The following is a 25210-nucleotide window of genomic DNA, read 5'->3' on the forward strand; positions in this document are numbered from 1 at the left end:
CAGCCGAAACCAGGTGAGTCCGCGTGAGCTTGCTACCGAACCTGCTGATCCGGCCGACCCGGGCGAGAACGCCCGACTGATGGATTGTTGGGGTCAATCCGAAATAGGGGCCAACATCGCGGGTTCGCTGAAAGCGCGACGGATCGCCGATGGCGCTGTAAAAGGACAAGGCGGTGATTGGACCGACGCCAGGGACGGTCATGAGGTTTGAACAAACCGGATGAGCAAGAGCTGCCGCACGGAGCCGCTTGTCCATTCCTGCAATATGCGAACGAAGGTTTTCCGCAATCGAAATGAGCGGCCGGACGTCGGCATCGACATCGAGCCCGTCCGCCCGCAGAATTTCCAGCTGATCTTCGATGCCGCTCGCGAGCCTGCCAACCCCGCTGCTCGTCTTCAGCTTTCCTCCGTGCAAACGGACGATGGACTGAACCAGGGCGTCGATCTTCATGCGCTGCTGAATGAGGTTCTTGCGGACATTGAGGAGGCTGCGCAAGTTCTGACAGTCGAGTGGCTTTACGAAGACCTCTGCCCCGATGGTGCGTCCGACGCGGCCGAGCTCCGCAAGCCCTCTCGCATCGTTGGAGTCAGTCTTCTGCCGCCGGATAGCGAGGAACTTGGAGGCACGACGAACCTCAGCGACATAGACGGGAAAGCCCTGAGCCTGGAGTTCACGCACCATGTGAGTGCCTACGCCCGCTTCGATGGTGATGCGCTGCACCGCTTCGACACCAAATGGGCGCAGGATATCCTTTATCTGGCCAGCATGCGTTTCTCGTTTTCCTTCGAACAGGATTTCACCGAATTCGTCGATGAGGCACACTGCTGTTTCCGCAACTCCGGTATCCAAACCAACCCAGTACCTCCGACCTGCCAACACTATCCTCCATGAAAACATAGCATTTTGGCGCGGCGTCATTTAATCTCGCGGCAGGAGCCCTGCAAACTTCCGACGTCCGCAAACCAATGTGAGGGTAGCAATCGGAAATGGATTCGCCGAATGGGATTGCTCCTTCGAATTACGAAACATGTTCTAGGAAATCGTAGGAATGGCCAAGCTCGATCCTCGCCGCGCGCTCGACGAGCTAATCAAGGAACGGGGCGAATCTTATTCGTCAGTCTCGCGCCTGCTGAGCCGGAATGCGGCCTACATCCAACAGTTCATCAAGCGGGGTAGCCCGGCGCATCTCGACGACAGCGACATCGCGCAGCTGTCGGTTCATTTTGGCGTCCCCGCCGCTGTCTTTGGCGGAGACGAGGTTCCGGAAAGCGCGGGGCTATCGACGATTGCGATCCCGGTTCTTGGCGCCACCGATGCTGACGATAGCCTTGGGCGTGTCCGTCTGGTCGACGAGGCATGGCTGCGCAGTCTCAGTCACAAGCCGACGGGAGTTTCGATCGTCAGAATCGAAGGCGACGCGATGTATCCGACATTGCGGGATGGCGATGAGGTGCTGATTCAGCGCTATCTCGCCAACGAAAATCCTCGCGACGGACTCTACGTCATCCGAGCCGATACCGGATTGCTGGTACGAAGGATCGCGCTCGAACCGGCGCGAAACCGCATCGCCGTACTGACTGACAATCCAAACTATCCCAACTGGGATGGACTAATCAGAAACGCGATACAGATCGTAGGGCGCGTCATCTGGATCGGCATGCAGCTAGCGTGAATCCGCCGGCTCGAGCGTTGCCCCGTCAGAGCGAGGCGCACGACCGCTCAATCCTCGGCGCCGGTTGACCACTTGAGGCGGATCTTCAGGCCATTCAAATGGGTCCAAGGCAAGATGCCGCTGTGTTGAAGCATGCCGACGACAATGCCTGGCGCGATACCCTGGCTGTCAGCAAAGTCGAGAACCGCCCGTTCGCTGCGCGGTTCGGTTGCGACGAACTGTCTCCACGCGGAAGTCGGAACGAGAGTGTTGCAGGCCCATGCATCGGCCTCCTTTTCCTCGTCGGTGCCATCGCGCGACTTGTCATCGACGAAAACGTTCTTCTTGCTGTGGAGCAGAATGTGCGCGGCTTCGTGAAAGAAGCTGAACCACAAATGGTCGTCTGATTTATGGCGTGCACTGAGCTGGATCACGGGCTTACGAGGCGAAATCCACCATGCGGCGCCACTAAGCGCGGTCTTTGCAAGCGGCGGCACTAAAGCGACTGCGACACCGGCCTCGTTGCAGAGCGCGCGCACAAGGGGAACGGCTCGCTCGACGGGTTCACGCGTGAGGGCACGGATCTGCTTCAACGCCAGCTTGAACTGCGTTTCGCTATAATCTGCACACTCCTGCTGCTCCGCATCGAGTTCGCCGAGACGCAGCCAGGTCGCGAGCGCAACTTCATTGCTTTTGAACGACGGTGAGTGCCGATAGGCAACCTTCGCCAAGCCGTACTGGCTATTCCAAGCGTCGAGCGATCCTACGCCGAAGAACGCAAGCAGCTTCGAGACCGCGTCGACGGGATTGACGGGCTTTGGGAAGCAGCGGCGCTTTACCAAGTCATTGATGGGGAATGTCTTCGACCAGGCGATAGCGTCCTTTGCCCGTGCTGCGTCAGCCTCACGGGCTCGATGGAGCTGGTAACCGGACTCGATCGAGAGCCACAGATCGGCGTCAACTCCGAGAACCTTCTCGAACTGGATTGCAGTTTCCGGTTCAAGTGGTGCCTTGCCGGCAATAATCTCGCTGATGAGCTTGGCCGAGCGCCCGCATCGCCGAGCGAACTCAGCTTGTGACATGCCATGGACTTCCAGGCGTTCTTCGAGGATCCAGCCGGGTGGAACGGCATAGTCCGGTCGGAACTGATTGGCTGCGGTCGCCATCGTTGCATTCTCCATCAGTGATAATCGACCACTTCGATGATCGTTATCGCTGTCACCTTGGTTAGATCGATTCCCCCGTCTTCGTTGCGAGGGATTGGATCATGGTTCACTTCAAAAATCAGTCGCTTGGGATGAACCAAGTCGACTGCAAACTGCTCGTCCCGGTGCTCGGTCAGCTGATGCCTTCGTTCGGGAGGCGTAACCGGCACCAGACTCAGGTCGCGCGAAGCACGAAGCACCGTCATGCGCTTCATGATCGCCTTGGCCATGGGTGTCCCATAGGCTTTGAGCAATTCTGCCTGCGCATTGAAGGTCTTCTCGAGCTTGCGCTTTCGAAAATCGATATCCAAGAGAATGGCTCATTTTCGTTACCTAATAGGTAACGCCTTAACGGAGGCTTGCTGATTGCGCAAGGGAGGGTGCGGTCGAGCTATTGCTGACTTGGCGTCGACCCGAGACAGGCGACCTTGCCTCCATGATTACGTCTGTTCGCTTTTCCATCTTAAGGCGTGAATAGGCCTGCCGGCTCCGCATAGCTTTTGATCGTCCGTTCGGGCCGCTCATGCCAGCCGATGTTGAACGCCCAATAGGTCGGAAAGAAATACAGCGTCGAATAAGGCAGATTCTCGTGAATCCATCGCGCCAGGATCCGCCAATCACCTGGCTCCTGATTGTTCGCCCAGAAACTGGGAACGACTACGCAGGCCATCGCCCCCAAGCAGCCTCCGGCGTCAAGGCGATCCCAAATGTGTCCGGCGTAGTTGCTCTCGTTGGACGCGCAGGTGTAGCCAGCCTTCTTCTTGCGCTGCATTTCGTTGCAGAAGCCGTTCACCTCGCACGAGCGGTAAGCCGAGCGGATCGCGATCCGCCCCCACTGATCCTGCAGTGGCTCGAGCAGGTCCTCGCACAGCCGCTTGCCCGCCTTAATGGCTAGGTCCGGGTCATCGGGCGCGTTGTTGAGCCCGTGGACCATGGCCACTTCCGAATAGAGCATGTCACGCATGAAGAAGGATTTCGACAGCTGTACCCGGCCCAATTCCGTGAGCGCAGGAACGGTTCGTGCCGTCCCGAGCCGCTTGATCGCCCCTCCGTTTGGCTCCGCTACCCATCCGATCCGCAGCGCAACGCCGTCGCAGACCTTTGCCGGAGTGATTGCGCCGACTGGCGCATCTGGAAAACCCATGGCCTCGGCAAAGGCCCGGTAGTCGTCAAACCAAGAGCGTTTCGGGCAAAAGCTCTGAACGATCATCGCTGCATCGCGCGCGCAATAGCGTTGGGCTTCGATGACTGCGGAGGCCGTGCGGTGAATGAGTTGGTATCGAATTTTCCCGACCGTCGCCGGATCGAGATCGAGATTTCGGCATAGCCGCTCCAGGCGTGCCGGGCGTGCGGTCGCATCCCCTTTTGCTTCTGAAAGCCACTCCTGGACTGTCGGGCCGAAAGTCTCGTCCACTTTCGCCTCGACGGCCAGAACACCAAGGTGCCTATTAAGACGAAGGATCGCCATGAGGTCGGTCTGACTCGGTCGCTGACCATCACCAAGGTCGACCGGGCGCTCAAAAAACGCATCGACCAATGTAGCTCCCTTGAACGCGGGGTCATGATTGAGAGCCGATTTCACTGAAGGCGGAAGCCCGTTCACAGAAAACCAGAGATCAGCCACCGATTTGGCAGAACGACCTGGCTGCCAATGCGTTGGAGATCCGAGGTGATGGATCACGTCTTCGGGTCGCAATACCGGGACATGCAGGCGGCGGATGGTCGATTCACTTTGCATGGCGCCGAGCTCCTTTTCTTCCAGCATCATGTCAACAGCAGGCAATAGGCTCACGGCCATACGACGAGCTCGCCTTGAGATGTTAAGAGATCCAAAAGGCCAGCGTGCCACATAGAAAGTCGCACGATGTCGGAAGTGAAGATATCCTCGGCGCGCAGGACCGCGAGCGTAAAATAGGGCAATGACACGATCTCACCACACGGACCTAGCGGAACGCTATTTTCTTGAGGACCTCCCCGGCGCCACTCAACTGGGCGCCCGGTTAAACGGGATTCTCTTGAGGATCGATGCAGGCGAGCAGGTGGCCACGCTACAGCGGCAGTTTCTCGCCACGACCGGCCTGCATGCACTCGTCACCTTGACGGACGGTAAGGCAACCCTGGGAGAGTTTCAGGCCGCGGCCGAGCAGGAGCAAGCCGCGCGCATTGAAGAGGCTTCGGTCAAGGCCGTGAAGGATGCGGCAGAATTGGCGGAACGCGCTGATGCCAGAGCCGCTGCGGTCAAGGCAACCTTCGCCGCCATGGCTAATGACCCCGCCCTCCGTCGAAATCGAGAGGCCAAGGAACTGCGGCAACGCTTCGGCGTGGGATATATCGAAAGCGAAGATTATCGGCGCGTGATGGCGCTACTCAGGCAGGTCGCCACCGGGCAACGCCTCACTGTCGAGGACCTCGCATGGCTCAAGACCGAGGCCGATTACTGCTGGACCGACGAACTGCAGAGAGCCTGGCATGCGTTGGAAGCCAAAGCCCTGACCAAAGCATGGGAAAGCAGCGGTGATCCCTGGAATGCCGTGAATGCGAGCGGGCATTGGCGTAAGGCTGGTGAACCGGAGCGAGCTTTGCGTCTGACCGACGCGGCCTTGGCAAAGGTCGGATCAAATCCCAAACTTAGGTCGGCCTTGGCGACAACGCGTGGCGGAGCAATGCGTGACCTGCGCCGCCTCGACGAGGCGAAGGCACTGGCAAGCGAAGCGCATCAACTGACCTCAAGCGACTATAGACCATGCACTTTGTTGGGCGCTGTCCACATCGAGCTTGGGGACCTCCCTGCGGGGCACGAATGGTATGCAAAGGCCGAGACCCTAGCACTACTTTGGCAGAAGTTTGGTTGACCTTGCGTTCAAGAGGCATCCGCAGCGAGGACATTGGGGCGGTGGAGAGCGTGACAGGTGGTCAAGAATGGCTTGGCGCACTGCTGGCAGTGTGGGTTGCGGCGGCGGGCCAAGGACTCTTTTTTTTCCGTCCCGCCTGAGCGATCCGGCGGCTTTGGAGGTAGGCATAGGCCATCATGGTCATTAAAGCGTGGCGGTGGAGTCCGGTCCAGGACCGGCCCTCGAAGTGATCCAGGCCGAGCTCTTCCTTGAGTTGCTGATGAGCTTGCTCGCATATCCAGCGCGCTTTGATTGCGCCGGCCAGGTCCTTGACCGGGGTGCCGGCGGGCAGGTTCGAGAGATAGCATTTGCGTTCGCCGTTCGAGCGATGCTCGCCCACCAGCCAGGCTTCCTCCCCCGGCATGTGCTGGGCTCCGGCGGAGCCGATCCGCTGGGGAGCTCCGTCGGCGATGCGCACACGCACGGCGGCAAAGCGTGCGGCTAGGCGTCCCTTCGTTCCCTTGCGCCAACTAACCTGACGCCACTTCGCGGCTTCGAGCATGGTGTGTGCGGCCCGGGATTTGACGTCCGGCACGTGCCGCACCCGGGGCCGCCCGCGACCAGCGACCGGAAAGATCAGTTGCACGTCGGCCGGGTAGATCTTCTGGTGCCGGGGGGATGCCGACGGCCCAGCACAGGCCGCGCTCGCTCAGTGCCTGCCGGAACGGAGCGGACAACCCATAACCGGCATCGGCCAGCACGCAGCCGAAGCGCACCCCGGCCGCGATAACGCGATCGATCTCCTCGATCGCGATCTCTGGCTTCGTGCGATATTCCTGCAAGGAAGCAGGCACGCCGGCCTTGTCCATCCGCCCAACATCGCTCGTCCAGCTTTCCGGTAGGAACAAACGCAAGCTCAGCATGAGTGGAACTTCGCCGGAGGCCAACGTCACTGACACCAGCGTCTGGCAGTTCGCGTTCTTGCCCAGCGCCGTGGCGTATTGGGGTGCGACACCCACTGACGCCTTGCCCTTCTTCGGCAGGGCGGTGTCGTCGATGATCAGCCAAGCGTCGTCACCGCCAACCAGTTCGTCCGCCTGGCTCCACAAGGTCGCTTCCAGCGGGGCGCTGTCCCACAGGCCGGCACCGATGAAATGATGCAGCCGGTCATAAGCGACCGCGTCCGACCGGGCCGCCATGGGCTGAATGCTCTTGCGATCACCCGGCCCAATCAGGCCGGCGATATAGGCCGGACACATCCGACGTCCTGTCTTGTTCCCCAGCCCCTCCAAATACGGGCCAAGCCACCGCTCCAAGCCACCGCTCCAAGTCTGCCTGCCAGTTCTCGCCCATCGCCAGCCTCCGTCAAAGCTGGCTCTCCATGAATCACGCATTCGACGTCAGGGGAATCCCCAAAATCACATTTCTGCCAAAGTAGTGCTAGGCAGATCGGCGATATTCCGCTGGTGTAATGCCTAACACCTTTCTGAATGTTCTGTTCATATGGCTTTGATCGGAGAAACCGCAATCAGCCGCAATCGCTTTCAAAGGCAGATCCCGTTTGAGAAGCAATGCCTTTGCTTTCTTAATTTTTCGTTGAATTACGAATGCATGTGGTGTCACGCCGAATTCGAGCTTGAACCTTCGGGAAAAATGAAACGGGCTTAATCCCGCGATCGATGCCAAATCCTCGAGATGAATTCGATCGCCTAGCGATTCCTCGATGTACTCTGAAACCACCTTCCGCAAATTTGATCCTAAAGTACCAATATGAGTTTCCTTTATTGCAATATCAGCATAGTTTCTGATCAGGTGGACTGCAAGTTGCGTTCGTAATGCATCAATGAAGAGGCACTCGCCTACTCCAAAACCACTGTATTCCTGTTCAAGCATATTTAGACAGAATTGGATCATATTATCCGTCGTACAAACACGGTCTGCAATATCGATGCTCGCGAGGTCCCGGTCAAATATTTGGGCAGCGGTTTCGCTGATCGCACTATGGCCAAGATAGATATGCCTGACGTTGATCGCATCGTCCCATTGCCACGTCGATTGTTCACCCCGTGTGAGCAGGGAAATGGAGCCCGGCCGAAGTTTCTCGGTTTGCCAAGGGCCATTGCAACGACGGCGCATGCTGGTATCGGCGTCTTGATAGACCACGATCATATAATCCCGCATCGGCGGAATCTCGACTTCGAGGCCAGCGTAACGATAACCCATTAATGTTAATCCGCGCCAGCCTTGTGCAGTGCTGTCGATCGTTTTGCGTCCAGGAATCCATTTCGTGATATCTTCTGGCGGAATTAGATCATTCATGGCTCACCCCCCAACCCAGAGCGCATGGTGATTGGAAAAATCTCAGTCGAGATCGGCCATTTCAAACCTGGCCAGTTTCGTTCTCTCCTGCACCAAACACTATGGCTTGCTCTTCCATCTGTGCAATTTGAGCTTCGCTGTACCCAGATTCAAGCAGAATGCACCGGCTGTCCTGCCCGAAGCTTGGCGGTGCACTGCGGATAGACCCGGGCGTCCGGCCGAACAGTGCCGGAATTCCCGTGCCGCTGTAATTGCCCATCTTCACCACCATGTTTCGGTGAATGGTATGGGGATGCGCCAGCGCCTCGCTCACGTTGCGCACAACGCCTGTCGGCACGCCGGCATTCAGCAGCATATGTTCGAGAGTTTCGGCCTCAAGCTCGGCAAGGCATTGCGTCAGCAACTCGCCAAGTTCCCTGCGATGCGCGATTCTTGCGGCATTATCGACGAAGCGGGCGTCCACGGCAATATCCGGGCGTTTCAAAACTGCACAAAGTTTGGCGAACTGGCCATTGTTGCCAACGGCAAGATAGATCTTTCCGGTGCGCGTCTCAAACATGTCATAAGGCACGATGTTCGGATGTCCGTTGCCCGTTGCTACCGGAATTTTGCCTGACATCAGGGCGTTGGCGGCCTGAGGATGCAGCATGCTGATCGCACAGTCGTAGAGCGGAACCTCGATTTTCTGGCCAAGCCCCGATCTGCCGCGCTCGATCAATGCGGCAAGGATTGCATTGCAGGCAATAAGGCCGGTCCCGATATCAACCACCGGAGTGCCCATACGGACCGGCCCGTTTCCGGGGTCGCCGTTGATGCTCATCAATCCGGTCATTGCTTGGACCACCGCGTCATAACCCGGATGTCCGCCCAGGGGACCGTCAGCGCCGAAGCCCGTCACATGACAAAGGACAAGCTTCGGGAACAGCGCTTGAAGCACTTGATCGTAGCCCAGCCCCCATTTTTCCAAAGTCCCGCTCTTGAAGTTGTGGACCAGCACATCCGCGCTCTCCAGCAGCTTGAGCACGACCGTGCGTCCTTCGGGCTTGCCAACGTCGATGCCGATCGATCGCTTGTTGCGATTTGCGCCCGAAAAATAGGCGCTGAGACCATCCTTGAATGGAGGGCCCCATCCTCGCGTCTCGTCTCCTTGAGGTGGTTCGATCTTGATGATGTCGGCGCCGTAGTCGGCGAGAACTTGCGTGCAGTATGGTCCGCCGAGAACACGGCTGAGGTCAACGACACGGATTCCTGTGAGGGGACCCGAGGTCATAGCACGTTTTCGTATAGTGACACGACATCATCATAAGACATGTCGCAAGGATTGTTGGCTATCAGGCGAGTAAGTCCCGTGGTGACTTCGCGCGCCATCGCCGGAACGGCATCGGCAGAAATGCCCAGCTGCGATAGCCGCGTTTCCAGACCGCTCGCTGCGAACATTTCCTCCATTGCCGAAATGAGACTATTGGCAGCCTCCGCGTTGCTTGCAAAGGTCCGATTCGGCAAGAATACCTTGGCAAGATGCGCGTATTCAGCTTCTGCGACTACCAGATTGAAGCGCATCACTGGTGCAGCAACCAGAGCATTGCCATGTCCATGCGGCACGTGAAAATGGCTTCCCAGCGGGTACGATAGTGCATGGATCGAACCCACGCTGGCGTTGATGAATGCCATGCCTGCAAGGGTTGCGCCCAGCAACATTGCTTCGCGTGCGGCTAGATCCGATGGGGTGTCGAGGACGCGCGGCAAGTTTTGCCCCAGGAGCGAAAGGGCCTTGTCTGCCAGACCGTCGGAAATCAAATTCTTGCGAGTCCTGCTCGTCGAAGCCTCGATGGCGTGGACCATGGCATCGAGTGCGGTCGCTGCCGTGATCTTGCGAGGCATGCCGAGTGTAAGCGCTGCGTCCAGCAGCGCAATGTCTGGAAGCAGTTGCGGCGCGTAAACAGCCAGCTTTTCCTGTTTGGCACTGGTCAAGACGGAAACCGACGTCACTTCCGAGCCAGTGCCGGCGGTTGTGGGAATCTGGATGAGTGGAAGCCTTTGGCCGATTGCTTTGCCGACACCAATCATGCCGTCGATAGTCTGGCCGCTCGCCGCTGCCAGCGCGACCACCTTGGCCGTATCGAGGGAGCTTCCTCCACCTAGGCCGATAATTGCGTCGGCTCCGAACGATTTGGCGAATCCAACAGCTTCCGAGACGATTGCCATGGGCGGATCTGCTGCTACGCGGTCAAAAATCTCGACCGCGATGCCTGCCGCACCGAGGCTGGACATGGCCTGTTCGGAAAATCCACAAGCCACAATGCCAGGATCGGTGACGAGCAGGACTCGGCTGCCTCCCAGCTCGCAGACGAGGTCACCGACTTGGGACAGCGATCCCGCTTTGCAAATAATGCGCGGACAAGACAGGAAGTTGAGGTCCATAAGTTTCTCCGGTGAGGAAGTTGCTCCGATCAGAAGGCGGCTTCCTTGATCATGTTTCGGGCGATTATCAGTTGTTGAATTTGGGTGGTGCCTTCGTAGATACGGAACAGGCGCACATCGCGGTAGAACCGCTCCACCGGGTATTCAGACATATAGCCCGCGCCGCCATGAATCTGGACTGCGCGATCCGCGACCCGGCCGACCATCTCGCTGGCGAACATCTTGCAGCACGCCGCGTCGGTTGACACGTCCTGGCCCGCGTCGCGCCGACGAGCGGTTTCCTCGATCATGCATCGTGCGGCAAAAGCCTCGGCCTTGCTGTCAGCCAGCATGGCCTGAATAAGCTGCTTTTCGGCTAGGGGTTCACCGAACTGCTTACGCTCCAGGGCGTAAGCGAGGCTTTCCTTGATCAGCCGCTCGGCGGCCCCGACGCATATAGCTGATATGTGTAAGCGGCCGCGATCAAGGACCTTCATCGCTGTCCGAAACCCTTTGTTTTCGAATTCAGGCCCGCCGATGATCGACGATTCATGCACACGCACATCCTGGAAGATCACATCGCAGGTCTGCGATCCCTTCTGTCCCATCTTGCGATCGCGTGCACCGAACGAGATACCAGGGGTAGTCCCGTCCACGAGGAAGGCGGTGACCCCGGAGGAACCTTTGGTTCCCGGCTTGGTACGGGCGAACACCGTAAATAACCCTGCCAGCGGAGCGTTGGTAATATAGCGCTTGGTGCCATTTATCACAAAGTGCTCGCTGTCCCGCTTCGCGGATGTGGAAAGTGAGCCAGCGTCGGAGCCAGCATCGGGCTCTGTCAGGGCAAAGGATGAAATCAATTCGCCCGTGGCTAGGCGAGGCAGGTAGTGCTCCCTTTGCTCAGGCGTGCCGTCAATGATGATACCCTGCGATCCAATGCCGTTGTTCGTGCCGAACAGAGATCGGAATGCGGGAGATGCTTGACCAAGAATAAATGCCGCCTTTACCTCTTCGGACATGGTCAGGCCGAGGCCACCAAACGCCTCGGGTATCGACATGCCGAAAAGACCCATGTTCCGGATTTCCTCGGCAAGAGCCTGGGGAATTGCATCATTCTCGGCCACCTCGGTTTCGCACGGAATGAGCCGCTCGCGAACAAAGCGATCCAGCGTGTCCAGGAACTGTGAAAGAGTTTCGTTGTCCATTGACATGAAATGGGCTTCCTAAAGGCTCAGGGCGAAATGGCGCTGACGTTGCGGACAAGTTCAATCAGCCGGGCAGCAATGTCGGTTTCGATCCAGTCGCGAGTCAGATGAGATGCCGCCCCGCCGCAATTGAAGGCCAGAACGGGCGCACCGTTTGCAGGGATGAAGGGCACGGCAACGGAGTTCACATCCGCCTTCCATTCGCCGATCGAGAGGCAGTATCCGTGTTTGGCGTAGGTCTCGAGAGCATCATTTATCCCTCTCTCGATTGCCGGCCATGCCTGACCCTCGTGGTGGCGGATGTCCTCGATAATTTCAGATCTGCGCTCTTCGGATATCCCCGCCAGAAAGGCGCGGCCCACGGCCGTGGTCGCCAGTTTGATATGGGCTCCCACGTCGATCGCGAGCGTGATCGGGTTCGAGCCGCGGCAACGCTCCAAGTATATCATCGTCAGGCGATCCCTGCCTGCCAGCGCAACAGGCATGCCCGAATAGTCTGCAAGTTCCTGCATGTACGGCTTGGCCAGATCTATGACCGGCAATCCGGCAAGGCATGAGAATCCCAGCGAAAGTACCGGCGGGGCGAGGCGGTATCGGGCTGTTTCCGGGTCGAAGCTGAGGTAGCCAAGGCGGTGCAGCGTATAAGTCAATCTCGATATGGTCGATTTGCTCAAGCCGGTCCGAGCGGCAAAATCGCCGTTGCCCAGCGCCTCACCCTCCCTGCGGAAAGCGCGCAAGACCTCGAGTCCACGCGCCAGGGCAACCACGAAATCGCGGTCCGTACCTTCCTGTTTTGAAAGCTCCTTGCGCGGTCGCACCGCAATACTCCTCTCACCCCGGCCGTTGCCGACTTGAAATGTCTCTACACTGGTAGTAAGAGGTTTGTCAATATTGCGGAATATATTTCCGCAGAGCGGAATAAAATCGGGTTTGTCCAGTTCCGCGTGGTTGCCAAAACTCGACGGTGAAGAGGATTGTTATGACTCAACATGACTATGCAGACATCGCACTGTTCATCGCAGGCACGTGGATCGGCCCGGAAGAGCGCGAAACCCAGCCCGTCATCAACCCGGCGACCGCCCAGCAGATCGGGCTTATCGCGAAAGCGACGCCCGATGATCTCGAGGCTTCGGTGAGATCGGCCCGCGTGGCATTCGAAGGGTGGCGGCAGCTTTCGCCGCTTGATCGCAGCGCCATACTGCGCAGGTTTGCCAATCTGCTTCGTGAGAACGAACAGGCAATTGCAGCCGCCATTACCCTCGACGAGGGAAAGCCATTGGCCGAAGCGATTGTTGAAGTGCGTTCTTCGGCCGATCATATCGATTGGCACGCCGAAGAAGGGCGTCGCATCTACGGTCGCATAATCCCATCGCGATCCCCTGCTGTACAGCAGCAGGTTCTGCGGGAACCGGTGGGCGTCTGCCTGGCAATCACGCCATGGAACTTCCCTTTGAGCCAGGCAGTGCGAAAGGTTGCCGCAGCATTGGCCTGCGGTTGCACAATGATCCTGAAAGGCCCTGCGGAAGCCCCGTCTGCGTGTATGGCCATCGCCCGCTATCTGCAGGAAGCGGGATTGCCTGATGGATGCCTCAATCTCGTCTGGGGCAATGCCGCAATGATTTCAGAAACATTGGTGGCCCATCCCGATGTTCGCAAGATCACCTTCACCGGATCGGTCGAAGTCGGCAAGAGCCTTGCCGAACTCGCTGGTCGTCACATGAAGCGCGCCACGATGGAACTTGGCGGTCATGCGCCTGTCCTGATTTTCGATGATGCAGACGCCGAGGCGACCGCAAGGGTGCTGGCCGGCAACAAGCTGCGCAACGCAGGACAGGTCTGCATATCGCCGACCAGGTTCTTTGTGCAGGCGAGCGTTCACAAACGCTTTGTCGCAGCTCTGGTTGATGCCTTTGCGACGGTCAAAGTGGGTGACGGCCTTGAGCCCGATATCCAGATGGGGCCAGTGTGTCACGCCCGGCGGATTGCCGAAATGGAACGCCTGGTCGACGACGCGCGCGCCGGTGGAGCCGCCATCCTTGCCGGCGGCACACGACAGGGGAATGCGGGCTATTTCTTCGCACCGACTATCGTCGATACTGCGGACGATCGTATCGCGCTGATGCGGGATGAACCTTTTGGCCCCATCGCCGTGGTTTCGCGCTTTGACGACATGAGCGATGCCATCGATCGGGCAAACGCATTGCCGTTCGGCCTGGCGTCCTATGTCTTCACCAACTCGCTTGAACGCGCGGACCGCGCTGCGGCATGCCTGCAGGCCGGCATGGTCAGCATCAATCATTTTGGACTGGCCTTGCCCGAAACCCCGTTCGGAGGGGTCCGTGACAGTGGATATGGCACCGAAGGCGGCAGCGAGACTTTCGATGGCTACCTCAACACGAAATTCGTTTCGCGTTTCGCAGGAGTTTGTGCGTGAGCGATGGGCAACTGGTGCGGATCGAGTGGCGAAATCGTGTTGCGCTTCTGACCATCGACAATCCTCCGCTCAACCTCCTGAAGGCTGCGGTACGTGCCGCCCTGCTTGCGGCGATACGCACGGCCGCCGCCAGCGATCCCGAGCGAATTGTCATAACCGGGGCAGGCAAGGCGTTCGTGGCCGGGGCCGATGCCCGGGAATTTGGCGATGCTCCGATAGAGCCGCATTTGAACGACGTGCTGCGGGAGATCGCGCAACTCTCCGTGCCGACCATCGCTGCGATCAATGGGAGCGCGCTTGGCGGAGGCCTCGAGATTGCGCTGGCCTGCCGGTGCAGGGTTGCCGCACCTTCGGCCCGGCTGGGCCTGCCCGAAGTGACGCTCGGGGTAGTGCCGGGCGCTGGTGGAACGCAGCGTCTGCCCCGTATTGTGGGCATCCCCCACGCGCTCGACATGATTGTGCACGGAAGGCTGCTGTCGGCACGGGAGGCGCATGATATCGGACTTGTCGATAGTGTTGCATCCGATCCCGTCGCCGCCGCTCTCGGCATGGACCGGAATCAACTCGATACCATGCTGGTCGCCGACCGGCGTCCCGCGCCAGCGGCACATCCAGATGCGGTGTCGGCCATTGCCAGGGATGCTGCCCGCCGCGCCCGAGGGCAGAAGGCCCCCGAGCGCGCGCTGGAACTGGTGGCCGGGAGTACCGACTGGGACCTTGATGTCGGGATGAATCGCGAGCGGGAGGCCTTCCTCGAACTTCGCGGATCCGATCAGGCCAAGGCATTGCGCCACATCTTCTTCGCCGAGCGCGCCGCTTCAACCCGGTCATGTTACCCAAGACCAGACCGTCCGATCGAACGGGCGATTGTCGTAGGCGGGGGGAATATGGGCGCGAGCATAGCCTACGCCCTTGCCCGAGCCTCAATCACGGTGACCTTGGTCGAGATGGATGCCCAGCGGGCAGCAGATGCCCGGCGGCGATTCTCGGGGCTGGTCGAACAAGGCACAAAGAAGGGGGTCCTGACCGAGAAAGAGGCTAACAGTATCAGCAGTTTGACGAACGTGGTGGTGGGGCTCGAAAATCTCGGGGCGGCTGACATCGCCATCGAAGCCGTGTTCGAGAATTTCGCTGTCAAAAAGGCTATCTTTGCAGCCCTTGGTGACAATCTGCCGCCTTCGACAATTCTCGCAACGAATACCTCGTACCTGGATGTCGATCTTCTGGCGGAAAGTGTTCCCGAGCCCGCGCGCTTCCTGGGATTGCACTTCTTCAGTCCTGCGCACGTGATGAAACTGCTCGAGATCGTGCGTGGTGGCAGAACGGCTCCGGAAACTCTTGGCGTGGGCATCGCGCTCGCCAGGATGCTAGGCAAAGTGCCGGTCGTGGCCGGTGTGTGCGATGGCTTCATCGGAAACCGGATACTGACCCGATATCGCCAAACGGCGGACATCCTTCTTGCCGAGGGCGCAACACCGTCGAGCATCGATGCGGCAATGCGGGGATTCGGCATGGCCATGGGCCCCTATGAAGCCCAGGACATGTCGGGTCTCGATATTGCATATGCCAATCGCCAGCGACAACGCCTGGACGGCCGCGCCGACGCAAGAATGCTTCCCATACTCGAGTGCCTGGTCGAAGAGCATGGTAGACTTGGCCGTAAATCGATGGCTGGCTGGTATGATTACGATGACGCGGGTCGGCTCCGGCCGTCCGCCTTGGTCGAAGACCTCATCGTGGCGATCTCGGCGAAAGAAGGCTTTGCCCGTCGGACTTTGAGTGAGGCGCAGATTGTCGATCGAATTATCACGTCCATGATCGTCGAAGCCTGCCTTATTCTTGAAGAAGGAATCGCCGCCTCGACACAGGACATCGATCTGGTCTTGGTTCATGGCTACGGATTCCCTCGCTGGCGAGGGGGACTGATGTATCACGCGGACACATTGACTCCGGCTTGCGTGGTTGCAAGGATCACCGAGTTTTCGTCCGCCGACCCTCTGGGCTGGAGAGTCCCTTCACTGATCACGAACCTGGTTCGCGACGCCAGGTCGTTCGCGGATGCCTGAACTTGAAGATAGGTCTGAAGACATGGCTGATGTGTTCATCTGCGATTTCATCCGCACGCCGATCGGCCGCCACGGCGGGGCCCTTGCCAGGGTACGCGCCGACGATCTGGCCGCTGTTCCGATCAGATCCCTGATCGAGCGAAATCGGTCGATCGACCTGGTCGAGATCGATGAGGTCCTGCTTGGCTGCGCAAATCAGGCAGGCGAGGACAACCGAAACGTGGCCCGCATGGCTGCCCTGCTCGCGGGCCTACCCGAGGAAGTTCCCGGCCTGACCCTGAATCGCCTTTGCGCCTCAGGTCTTGAGGCGGTTATCACTGGTGCCCGGTCGATACGGTGCGGTGAACTCCAGCTTGTGATCGCTGGCGGCGTGGAGAGCATGAGTCGAGCCCCGTTTGTTCAGCTAAAAGCCGAAACCGCGTTCTCACGCGCTGTCGCCATGGAGGATACGACCATTGGATGGCGATTCGTCAATCCGGCGATGCAGACGAGCTATGGCGTCGACTCGATGCCCGAGACCGCCGAAAACGTCGCGATGGAGTATTCGATCGGGCGGACCGATCAGGATGCCTTTGCCCTGCGGTCGCAGGCCAAGGCTGCCAGAGCAGGCAGCAACGGACGATTGGCGCGGGAAATCGTGGCGGTCAGCGCCCCAGTGAAGCGGGGGCAAGCCGCGATAATTGACGCTGACGAGCATCCGAAACCGAACACGACCATAGATGACCTCGCTCGACTACGACCAATCGTGCGTACCGACGGGACCGTCACGGCAGGAAACGCATCCGGGGTGAACGATGGTGCCGCAGCATTGCTGCTGGCGTCGAAGGAAGCTGTTCGTCGATATGGGCTGACACCCCTTGCCCGAGTGGTGACCGCTGCGGCAGCTGGGGTTCCTCCCCGGATCATGGGTATCGGTCCGGTTCCGGCGATCAGAAAGATACTCGCTCGGCAATCGCTGACGATGGGCGACATCGGCGTGATCGAACTGAACGAAGCCTTTGCCAGCCAGGCGCTGGCCTGCACGCGGTCGTTGGGTCTGGATGATGAAGATCATCGCGTAAATCCCAACGGCGGAGCGATCGCGCTCGGTCATCCGCTGGGCATGTCCGGGGCACGGATTACGGGCAGCGCAGCGATTGAACTTGCTCAAGGGACCGGGCGCTACGCCATTGTGTCTATGTGCGTGGGCGTCGGACAAGGAAGCGCGCTGCTGCTGGAGCGGGTCTAGGAGACCTGCCTCTGGGTGGCCGCAAAAAACGACAACGGAACGCGCAGTAAAATTCAAGACCTGAAGCCAAGCACGACATAGCTTCTCCACTGGATCAGCTCTCGGCCGCCCGAAGTTTCGGACAACGATCGATTGGGGCGTTCAAAAAAAGATGGATGGAGAGGCCAAATGGCGGACAATCGGGAAGCAGATTTCCTGCGCGAATTGTACGAGGATTGGAGCAGCCGGATGGCCGCCAATCCCGCAATGTCGATTGCCGATTTGCGCAGTATGTTCGACGAGTGGGGCAAACCAGCACGTGAACCCGAGGGCGTAAGCTACAAATCAGATGAAGTCGGCGGAGTCCCGGGAATATGGGCATTTCCGCAAGACGCCGATTCCGCGCGCGTCATTCTCTACACCCACGGCGGAGGTTTCGCCGTGGGATCGGCAGATAGTCATCGCAAGCTCGCAGGGCATCTTGCCAGCGCTCTGGGCGTAACTGCGTTCATTCCCGATTACCGGCGGTCCCCCGAATTTCCGTTCCCTGCCCAGATCGAAGACGGGATCGCCGCATATCTCGGTTTGATCGAAAGAGGTTTCCACCCTGGATTCATAACGACTGCGGGGGACAGTGCGGGCGGCAATCTCGCCATTGCCATTGCGTTTCGGCTCCGTGAGCTGGGCCGGCAACTTCCGGGCAGCATCATAGCTTTTTCTCCCTGGCTGGACATGGCGCTGCGTGGCGCGACACTCGAAGCCAACGCGGCGACGGACGCTCTTGTCGGGCGCCAGATACTCGAGGGCATGATCTCGATGTTTCTTGGCGGCACTGCGGACCCGCTGGATCCGCTGGCCAATCCACTCGAGAATGACTTTCAGGGCTTCCCGCCGCTTTATATCAATGCCGGTGGAGCCGAGGCATTGCTGAGCGATGCCGAGTCGTTGAGCGAAAAAGCTCGCAACGCAGGCGTTTCCGTCACCCTCTCGGTCGTCCCCGGAATGCAGCATGTCTTTCCGGCCCTTGCCGGGCGCGCGCATGAGGCGGACGACGAATTGCTCAGGATCTCAGCGTGGTATCGCGCACTTTGACCGCCGGAAAAACGCATCTTGCAACAATGGTTTGCGCGGAAATCCCGCGCTGGAGGTAAATATGATCAGAAATGTGACCGCGACAAAGACCCCTGGCGCGGACTTTGACGCAATTGTGATCGGCGGAGGCTTCGGAGGGCTCTATGCGGTCCACAAGCTGCGTAATGACCAGGGTCTCCACGTAAAGGCCTATGACAATGCGAGCGATGTCGGAGGGACCTGGTACTGGAATCGTTACCCGGGAGCGCTCTCGGATACCGAGAGCTTCTGCTATCGCTTCTCATTCGACAAGGAACTCCTTGATCAAGGCAGCTGGCAGACCCGCTATCTCACTCAGCCCGAGATTTTGGAATATCTCAACAATGTCGCTGACCGCTTCGACTTGCGCAGCAGCTATCAGTTCAACACCAAGATAGTATCGACCCGTTTCGACGAAGCGACTGGGCTATGGCATGTAGTAACGGACAAGGGTGAGACGGCATCGGCCAAGTATCTCATTACCGGCCTGGGACTTCTTTCGGCGATCAACAAGCCGACGTTCTGTGGCATCGACGACTATGCCGGTGACATTTACCATACAGGCGCGTGGCCTGAAGGGGTCGATCTCAGCGGAAAGCGTGTCGGCATAATCGGGACGGGCTCAACCGGAATTCAGGTGATCATTGCCCTGGCGCCCCAGGTAAAGCACCTGACCGTATTCCAACGATCTGCCCAATACGTCGTTCCGATCGGAAACTGGCCCGAAGACACTGAGACGATCGATACCTACAAGGCCAACTATGACGAAATCTGGAAGCAGATAAAGAGTTCGAATGTCGCCTTCGGTTTTGTCGAGAGCACCGTTGCGGGAATCGACGTCCCCGAGGCCGAGCGGGAGTGCGTATTCGAGGAAGCGTGGCAGCGCGGTGGTGGATTCCGCTTCATGTTCGAGACCTTCAACGATGTCGCGATCAGCGATGAGGTTAACACCTCGGCGGCAAACTTCATCAAGCGGAAAATTGCCAAGATCGTGAAGGATCCAGAAATCGCCCGGAAACTGACGCCCGGCGATATCTATGCCAAGCGCCCGCTGTGCGCGACGGATTATTACGGTGTTTACAACCGGAAAAACGTATCGCTGGCAGACGTCAAGGACGATCCGATCGCAGAATTCACGACAAGAGGCATCCGCTTGGCCAGTGGGATCGAACACGAACTTGACGCGGTGATTTTCGCTACAGGTTTCGATGCGGTCGATGGAAACTATACGAAGATCGATATTCGGGGACGCGGTGGCGTCACCATCCGGGACAAGTGGGCCGATGGCCCTCTGGGTTACCTCGGGATGATGGAAGCCGACTTTCCGAACATGTTCATGATCCTGGGCCCCAACGGTCCATTCACAAACCTTCCTCCCAGTCTCGAAAGCCAGGTGGAATGGATTTCCGACACGATTGCAACCATGGAAGCTGACGGCCGCTCCACTATCGAGCCGACGCAGGAAGCCGAAGATGCCTGGGTGGAAACCTGCCGGACAATTGCCAACATGACACTGTTCCCTAAGGCGGAATCGTGGATTTTCGGGGCGAACATTCCTGGCAAGAAAAACGCAGTGATGTTTTATCTCGGTGGTCTCGGCAATTACCGTTCAGAACTTCAATCGGTACGGAATTCGGGCTACGAATCGATGATATTCGATCGTCAGACTGCAACCACCGCGCTTTGATGACCATCGAAATTCGTTCGCGTCTGAACGACCGGACTGTTGCATTCCCCATCCCCCGCAAGGCCGTGACAGGTTCGGTCGTGCGGGGGACACGCTGCTTGTGGCCCGTCGATCGAGGGGTTGTCAGCAATCAAGGCTCGATTTCGCGGCATCGCCTCTAGCCCGGCTTATTCATGAGCCCGCTGCACTGGGGTGTTTAGGGTTTGGTGGGTCGGTTGCCGCGTGATCTGGGCGAGCGCCGGCGCCGGCGTTTTTCCCCGCAGCAGGAGCGATGGGCTTTTCGAGGTTGATGGACGAGGGTTCGGGCTTTCATCGGCACTGCCGCACTGGCTATGTCGGTGCTGGCCGGAGAATGGTGGCGATGGCTTTGAACACGCCGGCGTCCGGGCAGGCTGACGCGAAGGCGAGATGGATACGCGAGGAGGTTTCGATGACGCGGGCAGCGACCTTGAGCAGCCGCAGGCGTAGCGTTGCGAACTCGGCTGTGGCGAGCGCGGCTGTCTTGGGGATTTCCTGTTGGATGCGCCACATCAGCCAGTAGACAGCGGTGTGGAGGATGAGGCGCATCTGGTTGGCGTTGGCGGATCGGCACGAGGTGCGATCGCTAGCGAGTTGAGCCTTGTGGCGCTTGATCAGCCTTTCGGTCTGGCCGCGCGCGCAGTAGAGCGTGTCATAGATATGCTCGGCTGAGCCTTCGGTCAGTGAGGTGACGACATAGCGGATGTCCATGCCCAGCGTGCTGGCCTCGATCCGGGCGACGACGCGGCGCTGGCACTTCCAACTCTTCGCGCCGTAGTGCGTTTCGGCATAGTTGCGCAGGACCGGATACTGGGCCGTGGCCCGCTTGACCGCGCAGGCATCGACGATGGCAACGATGACCGTATCAGCACGCAGCGCGGCATTGGTCGGCAAGCCGAACACGTAATCGACGCGGTGGGCCTCGCAGAAGGCCTTGACTTCGGGGCGGCCATAATGCCCGTCGCCGCAGAAGGTGATGTGCGTTTCCGGCCAGTACCGGCGGATATGACGCACCAGGCGCCGGATGTGGCCGGCAACTTCGGCGCCCGACGGCGTCTTGCCGGTGCGCAGCAGAATCGCGACCGGACGACCGGTCGCGGTGTCGTACACATGGATCGGCAGGAAGCAGCGCTCACCGTGATGCCCGTTCCAGAAGGACAACTGCTGATAGCCGTGCACGACATCGCAGGTATCATCGAGGTCCAGCGTCACCGCCGCCGGTGGAGCCGGATAGCTGGCGCAGTAGACGCCGATCATCTCAGCCATCATCCTGGCCAGCTCACGTGTGGTCGGAGCATTCTCCCAGCGGCTCATCGTCGGTTGGCTGGCAAGCCCCGCGCCCGATCCCGGCAACTTGCCCAGCGCCAGGCGGAAGCCCGGATCGTCGCGCAGGGCGTCGAGATCATCGGCATCTTCATAGCCGCACGCGATCGCGAACACCCGGGCACGTAGGATGTCATCGAGGCGATGGATCACCCGCGTCGGGTCACGCGGGTCGGCGATGCAACTCGCAAGCCGCCGGCAGAGCCCCATCGCGCGCTCGGCCTGCGCAAGCAGCAGAACGCCGCCGTCCGAGGTTAGTCGGCCACCATCAAACGCGGCTGTGATCTTCTTCCCGCCGACCGCTGGGAATCGGAATGAGGTTGAGATAACGTCTTTCATGGCGGGTGTGGCCTGTGGCATTTTCTGCCCTGCAGCAGGGTCGGCGTAGACACCCAGTTCCTAATTCAGATCAGAGGCTTATGCCACTCCCGCCAACCCTTCAGGCCCCCGCCGGTGAATAAGACGGGCTAGCCACCCATCGGGCGCAACCGGAAGGGTGTCCCCCCATTGGGCTTGTTCCCCGTCGGATCGTGGCCCCTTCCGGCTCGACAAGAAGCGTGCCTTCTGCGCCGGCAGCCTTGATGCTTCTTGAGCGGAATGCAGGGTGATTGGGGCAAGCCTTCTTGGTGCACCCTCGCAGGATTGTTCAATCCTTGTTCGCAAGGATCTCCAAGACTCATGCGCCTCTTCGGCTTTACCCCCAACGGGAAACCAAGTCTGCATCTGGACACCTATGCGCAACTGTAACGGCGCGCACAGCCGAGCTTGGTAAGCAAGGGAGAGGGCAAAATGAATTTGAAAACAATATCGCGTCTCATGTGTGGCTGTACGTGGGCCTTGGCGCTGATCCCTGGGAATGTGAGCGCACAGGCTGTTGCGAGCAGTAATGATGCCCAGGCTGAACAGACTTCATCCGGAAGCGAAGTCGAGGAAATCATTGTTACCGCACGGCAGCAGAACGAATCCTTGAAGAATGTCCCGGCGTCGGTGGCCGTGCTGTCCGCAGACACGATCGAAAACACCAAGGCACGCGTCGCGGTCGATTTCGTGAACCTGACATCGGGTGTCACCATTCAAACCGCGACGACCGATCCATCCGACGTGTCGATCAACATCAGAGGCCTGAACAGCCCCCGCGATGCGGAGAACAACATTGCCTTGGTGGTCGATGGCGTGCTCAAGACGAGTATCGCCTCGACCAACGAGCCCCAGGGTGCGCTTGCACAGGTGGAAATCCTCAAGGGTCCGCAAGGCGCGATCTACGGGCGCAATGCGTCGGCCGGTGCAATCGTGATCACCACCAAAAAGCCTACGCCGGAATTGTCCGGGCAGATCAAGGGGCGTGTCGCGAACGACAATACGTACCTCATGTCCGGACTGTTGAGCGGCCCCATCACCGACAGTGTCGGGTTCGTACTTAACGGTGAGTGGACCAAGTCGGACGGCTATTATCGCAACACGTTTGTCGGATCGGATTTGCATCAGAGCGTCTATGGTTATCGCGGCAATCCGGCATCGGTAGACAGCTACAACAAGCTGAACCTCTTCGGGCGAATCCTGCTGGCACCTTCGGACGATACCGAAATCGACCTGAAGGCCAACTATGGCAGGAGCCACGGCGGCGCACTGAGCTTCAATGCGGTTTTCCAGATTCCTACGCTCGCCCAGGCGTTCAACGATCCGATATTCAACGCAAAGGTCAGCGATCACAAGTTCATCTTTACCGATGACACCGAGGCCAAGCACTGGCAGCGGACTTATGGCGCATCGATGAGGCTGCGACAGAATTTCGACTTCGGTTCGCTGATCGGTGTTGTCGCATATAACAACAACAAGAACGAATACATTGCCGGTGGGACCAGCGGCGCGTTCGGCTTCTTCAACAATGAACCGACCTGCCTCCGCAGCCGTGCGGCCACCGCAGGGGTTGTCAACCAGGCACCGTTCACGAAATACAATGCGGCATTCGGCTTTGCGATGCCCTATTCGCCTTCCACTTGCGACGGCATCCAGGGCAATCGCCGTACGCAGACAGACGTAATTTCCGAAATCCGGCTCATGGGTGGGGAAGGCTCTTCCTTCAACTGGCAGCTGGGTGGAAGCTACATCTTCATCGACAGGCGGGTTTGTGTGAACCTGACGCTTGACACGGGACTTGGCGGGACGCGTCAGTGCTTTACGATGGACCCCCGCTTCCCGACCGAAAACCTGACAGATGACAACTATCGGACCAATGTTTATGCCGCATTTGCGGCCGGAGACTGGGACGCTACCGACAAGCTGCGCCTCGGTGTCGCGCTACGCTATGATATCGAAGCGCGTGACCGTATCAACAATGTTCCGGTAAATGCTCGCACGCGCTGGGTTGGCAATCCGCGTACCGGGTATCCGATTGGAACCGCGACGACTCCCTCGAACTATTTCCTCAACCCCGGCCTTGATCCGGCATACAACCCATCTGGGGTGATCGCGCCGATTTCTTCAACCTTCAAGCAACTCCAGCCGAAGATAACGATCACCTACAAGCCGAACAATGATCTCACGATCTTCGGGAACTGGGGCATCGGCTTCAAGGCTGGCGGCTTCAATCCGGCAGGCACCGAGGCGATCATCAACGGCTACTTCAATCCACCACCGCCCGTGGGCATCAGCGCGGGAATCTCGGTTCCGGACCTGATCAAGAAGGAAACCAACAGCGCGTTTGAGATTGGGGTGAAGGGACGTCCGTTCAACGGCCTCAACTTCGAGGTGGCAAGCTTCCTGACCAACGTCAAGAATATGCAGTTCTTTGAATTCTTCGTGGGTGATTTCGGCTTGCTGCGCAGCACCTCGAACATCGACAAGGTGAAAATCTACGGAATAGAAGGATCGATTGACTACAGGATCTCCCCAATTTTCAAGATGTTTGTCAACGGGAATTATACAAAGAGCGAAATCAAGAAGAATTCCGGCCGCCCTTATACGGTAGGAAACAAATCTCCTGCGACGCCTGACTTTTCGATCAACGGGGGCGTTCAGATGAACGCCCCCGTCACGGATCTTGTCAATCTTGTCGGCCGTGTCGACTTCAGGGTTGTCGGTCCGACGCCATTTCACACGGTTCAGCGAAATACCACACCCACGATCTTCGGCTTACCGGCTACTTACGACAATTCCACACGCGATACTTTCGCGACGGTCAACGCAAGGCTGGGCGTGGATGTCGGCAGTTTTTCGATTTCGGCATTTTCTACCAACCTTTTCAACAAGCACTACGTTGAAGACGTTGTGATCGCGCCGGAATTCGGGGGCGACTTTATCGCAGGCGGCGCGCTGCGCCGGTTCGGCGTGGATCTCTCCTATAAGTTCTGAGGCGTGGTTCAGGCATTTTTTCGTAAGTAAAGTTCCACCCTTACCGAGGTAGCTACGGCGTCTTCATCAACCTACGGCTTCTTTGAACTGCGATTTTCTGAACCAGATAATTGCCAGTATCATTTGCCAACAATGTCGATGCCGATAGCTCCTCGGTCTTTTTATTACTATTGAGGAAATTCATCGGCGAACTTGGGTTCCGCTGTCTCCCATTCCTTTGAACGAACCCATCCGTGGTCGATAGACATCCTTGCCGTCGGAGATGTTTGCCCATGCAAGCCCTGGTCTGCGTGAAGCGCGTGATCGACTACAACGTGAAGCCTCGGGTGAAGGCGGATGGCACGGGGGTTGATCTTGCGAACGTGAAGATGAGCATGAACCCGTTTGACGAGATCGCGGTCG

General features: G+C 58.7%; 18 protein-coding genes and 2 pseudogenes. 9 read left to right on the top strand and 11 right to left on the bottom strand.

What is annotated here, in order from left to right:
• The coding region (locus tag ACOVQ0_RS04330) for an IS110 family transposase (RefSeq protein WP_421880597.1) at positions 1 to 823 on the bottom strand (823 nt) is incomplete at its 3' end.
• 226 nt (positions 824 to 1049) lie between these two features.
• Here ACOVQ0_RS04330 and ACOVQ0_RS04335 point away from each other — a divergent pair.
• Entirely contained in the window at positions 1050 to 1673 is a 624-nt protein-coding gene (locus ACOVQ0_RS04335) for a S24 family peptidase (protein ID WP_124809296.1), read from the top strand.
• Between the two features lie 47 nt (positions 1674 to 1720).
• Here the strand turns inward: ACOVQ0_RS04335 and ACOVQ0_RS04340 are convergent, their stop codons facing one another.
• The 3 genes from ACOVQ0_RS04340 to ACOVQ0_RS04350 all read right to left on the bottom strand — a co-directional run bounded on the left by ACOVQ0_RS04340 (position 1721) and on the right by ACOVQ0_RS04350 (position 4625).
• Positions 1721 to 2818 (bottom strand): HigA family addiction module antitoxin, encoded by a 1098-nt coding sequence (locus ACOVQ0_RS04340; protein WP_164975688.1) that lies wholly within the window; start codon positions 2816 to 2818, stop codon positions 1721 to 1723.
• A 14-nt stretch (positions 2819 to 2832) separates the two neighbouring features.
• The gene (locus ACOVQ0_RS04345) at positions 2833 to 3168 is read right to left on the bottom strand and encodes a killer suppression protein HigA (RefSeq protein WP_124809294.1); all 336 of its coding nucleotides are present in this window, start codon (positions 3166 to 3168) and stop codon (positions 2833 to 2835) included.
• A 152-nt stretch (positions 3169 to 3320) separates the two neighbouring features.
• Positions 3321 to 4625: a DUF6946 family protein gene (locus ACOVQ0_RS04350; RefSeq protein ID WP_225011210.1), complete on the bottom strand. Its 1305-nt coding sequence runs from the start codon at positions 4623 to 4625 to the stop codon at positions 3321 to 3323.
• Between the two features lie 247 nt (positions 4626 to 4872).
• Here ACOVQ0_RS04350 and ACOVQ0_RS04355 point away from each other — a divergent pair, with 247 nt between their 5' ends.
• Entirely contained in the window at positions 4873 to 5709 is an 837-nt protein-coding gene (locus tag ACOVQ0_RS04355) for a hypothetical protein (protein ID WP_421880602.1), read from the top strand.
• A 61-nt stretch (positions 5710 to 5770) separates the two neighbouring features.
• On the opposite strand, the pseudogene ACOVQ0_RS04360 reads toward ACOVQ0_RS04355, so the two are convergent.
• From ACOVQ0_RS04360 to ACOVQ0_RS04385, 6 genes and pseudogenes are all read right to left on the bottom strand, one after another.
• A pseudogene (locus ACOVQ0_RS04360) lies at positions 5771 to 7082 on the bottom strand (IS701 family transposase).
• A 46-nt stretch (positions 7083 to 7128) separates the two neighbouring features.
• Positions 7129 to 8007, bottom strand: coding sequence for a helix-turn-helix domain-containing protein (locus ACOVQ0_RS04365; RefSeq protein ID WP_081663831.1), 879 nt, complete (start codon positions 8005 to 8007; stop codon positions 7129 to 7131).
• A 61-nt stretch (positions 8008 to 8068) separates the two neighbouring features.
• Entirely contained in the window at positions 8069 to 9277 is a 1209-nt protein-coding gene (locus tag ACOVQ0_RS04370) for a CaiB/BaiF CoA transferase family protein (RefSeq protein WP_051170537.1), read from the bottom strand.
• Positions 9274 to 10428 carry an iron-containing alcohol dehydrogenase gene (locus tag ACOVQ0_RS04375; RefSeq protein ID WP_029995528.1) on the bottom strand — a complete coding sequence of 385 codons (1155 nt, stop codon included), beginning with the start codon at positions 10426 to 10428 and terminating at the stop codon, positions 9274 to 9276. The genes ACOVQ0_RS04370 and ACOVQ0_RS04375 overlap by 4 nt, the downstream gene beginning before the upstream one ends.
• 29 nt (positions 10429 to 10457) lie before the next feature.
• The gene (locus tag ACOVQ0_RS04380; protein WP_029995529.1) at positions 10458 to 11618 is read right to left on the bottom strand and encodes an acyl-CoA dehydrogenase family protein; all 1161 of its coding nucleotides are present in this window, start codon (positions 11616 to 11618) and stop codon (positions 10458 to 10460) included.
• A 20-nt stretch (positions 11619 to 11638) separates the two neighbouring features.
• Positions 11639 to 12379: an IclR family transcriptional regulator gene (locus tag ACOVQ0_RS04385; protein ID WP_421880607.1), complete on the bottom strand. Its 741-nt coding sequence runs from the start codon at positions 12377 to 12379 to the stop codon at positions 11639 to 11641.
• 212 nt (positions 12380 to 12591) lie between these two features.
• Here ACOVQ0_RS04385 and ACOVQ0_RS04390 point away from each other — a divergent pair, with 212 nt between their 5' ends.
• The 5 genes from ACOVQ0_RS04390 to ACOVQ0_RS04410 all read left to right on the top strand — a co-directional run bounded on the left by ACOVQ0_RS04390 (position 12592) and on the right by ACOVQ0_RS04410 (position 20116).
• Positions 12592 to 14046 (top strand): NAD-dependent succinate-semialdehyde dehydrogenase, encoded by a 1455-nt coding sequence (locus tag ACOVQ0_RS04390; RefSeq protein WP_029995531.1) that lies wholly within the window; start codon positions 12592 to 12594, stop codon positions 14044 to 14046.
• Complete coding sequence (locus ACOVQ0_RS04395) at positions 14043 to 16112, top strand: FAD-dependent oxidoreductase (protein ID WP_223806615.1); 2070 nt, start codon at positions 14043 to 14045, stop codon at positions 16110 to 16112. Before ACOVQ0_RS04390 ends, ACOVQ0_RS04395 begins: the two co-directional genes overlap by 4 nt.
• A 22-nt stretch (positions 16113 to 16134) precedes the next feature.
• Positions 16135 to 17340: a 3-oxoadipyl-CoA thiolase gene (gene pcaF, locus ACOVQ0_RS04400; RefSeq protein ID WP_029995533.1), complete on the top strand. Its 1206-nt coding sequence runs from the start codon at positions 16135 to 16137 to the stop codon at positions 17338 to 17340.
• 168 nt (positions 17341 to 17508) lie between these two features.
• A complete protein-coding gene (locus ACOVQ0_RS04405; protein ID WP_029995534.1) occupies positions 17509 to 18411 on the top strand; it encodes an alpha/beta hydrolase in 903 nt (300 codons plus the stop codon).
• Between the two features lie 61 nt (positions 18412 to 18472).
• Positions 18473 to 20116: a flavin-containing monooxygenase gene (locus tag ACOVQ0_RS04410; protein ID WP_029995535.1), complete on the top strand. Its 1644-nt coding sequence runs from the start codon at positions 18473 to 18475 to the stop codon at positions 20114 to 20116.
• Between the two features lie 330 nt (positions 20117 to 20446).
• Here ACOVQ0_RS04410 and ACOVQ0_RS04415 read toward each other — a convergent pair whose 3' ends face one another.
• Complete coding sequence (locus ACOVQ0_RS04415; protein ID WP_124809292.1) at positions 20447 to 21817, bottom strand: IS1380 family transposase; 1371 nt, start codon at positions 21815 to 21817, stop codon at positions 20447 to 20449.
• A gap of 429 nt (positions 21818 to 22246) precedes the next feature.
• Between ACOVQ0_RS04415 and ACOVQ0_RS04420 the strand changes: the two genes are divergently transcribed.
• Positions 22247 to 24808 carry a TonB-dependent receptor gene (locus ACOVQ0_RS04420; RefSeq protein WP_124809291.1) on the top strand — a complete coding sequence of 854 codons (2562 nt, stop codon included), beginning with the start codon at positions 22247 to 22249 and terminating at the stop codon, positions 24806 to 24808.
• A 272-nt stretch (positions 24809 to 25080) separates the two neighbouring features.
• Positions 25081 to 25210, top strand: a pseudogene (locus ACOVQ0_RS04425) (electron transfer flavoprotein subunit beta/FixA family protein); the annotation flags it as partial.

Source organism: Novosphingobium sp. (assembly GCF_049240505.1).
GTDB lineage: Bacteria > Pseudomonadota > Alphaproteobacteria > Sphingomonadales > Sphingomonadaceae > Novosphingobium.